Genomic DNA, 763 nt, shown 5'->3' with positions numbered 1-763 from the left:
GGCACTGTTGCAAATAGTCGGTGGTGATAAACTTATCATCCCCTTTTGCTGATGGAGCTGCACATGAACCCATTCAAAGGCCGGCATTTTCAGCGTGACATCATTCTGTGGGCCGTACGCTGGTACTGCAAATACGGCATCAGTTACCGTGAGCTGCAGGAGATGCTGGCTGAACGCGGAGTGAATGTCGATCACTCCACGATTTACCGCTGGGTTCAGCGTTATGCGCCTGAAATGGAAAAACGGCTGCGCTGGTACTGGCGTAACCCTTCCGATCTTTGCCCGTGGCACATGGATGAAACCTACGTGAAGGTCAATGGCCGCTGGGCGTATCTGTACCGGGCCGTCGACAGCCGGGGCCGCACTGTCGATTTTTATCTCTCCTCCCGTCGTAACAGCAAAGCTGCATACCGGTTTCTGGGTAAAATCCTCAACAACGTGAAGAAGTGGCAGATCCCGCGATTCATCAACACGGATAAAGCGCCCGCCTATGGTCGCGCGCTTGCTCTGCTCAAACGCGAAGGCCGGTGCCCGTCTGACGTTGAACACCGACAGATTAAGTACCGGAACAACGTGATTGAATGCGATCATGGCAAACTGAAACGGATAATCGGCGCCACGCTGGGATTTAAATCCATGAAGACGGCTTACGCCACCATCAAAGGTATTGAGGTGATGCGTGCACTACGCAAAGGCCAGGCCTCAGCATTTTATTATGGTGATCCCCTGGGCGAAATGCGCCTGGTAAGCAGAGTTTTTGAAA

1 protein-coding gene is annotated in these 763 nt (G+C 52.9%); it reads left to right on the top strand.

Annotated features, from left to right (window positions below):
* Positions 1-63: 63 nt before the first annotated feature.
* A partial coding sequence (locus HHA41_RS13010) for an IS6-like element IS26 family transposase (RefSeq protein ID WP_003218105.1) occupies positions 64-763 on the top strand: 700 nt, incomplete at its 3' end.

This window comes from Acinetobacter sp. A1 (assembly GCF_012371315.1).
In the GTDB taxonomy this organism is placed as follows: domain Bacteria; phylum Pseudomonadota; class Gammaproteobacteria; order Pseudomonadales; family Moraxellaceae; genus Acinetobacter.
The sequence above is the reverse complement of the archived record's forward strand: the minus strand, read 5'-3'. Positions and strand labels throughout refer to the sequence as shown.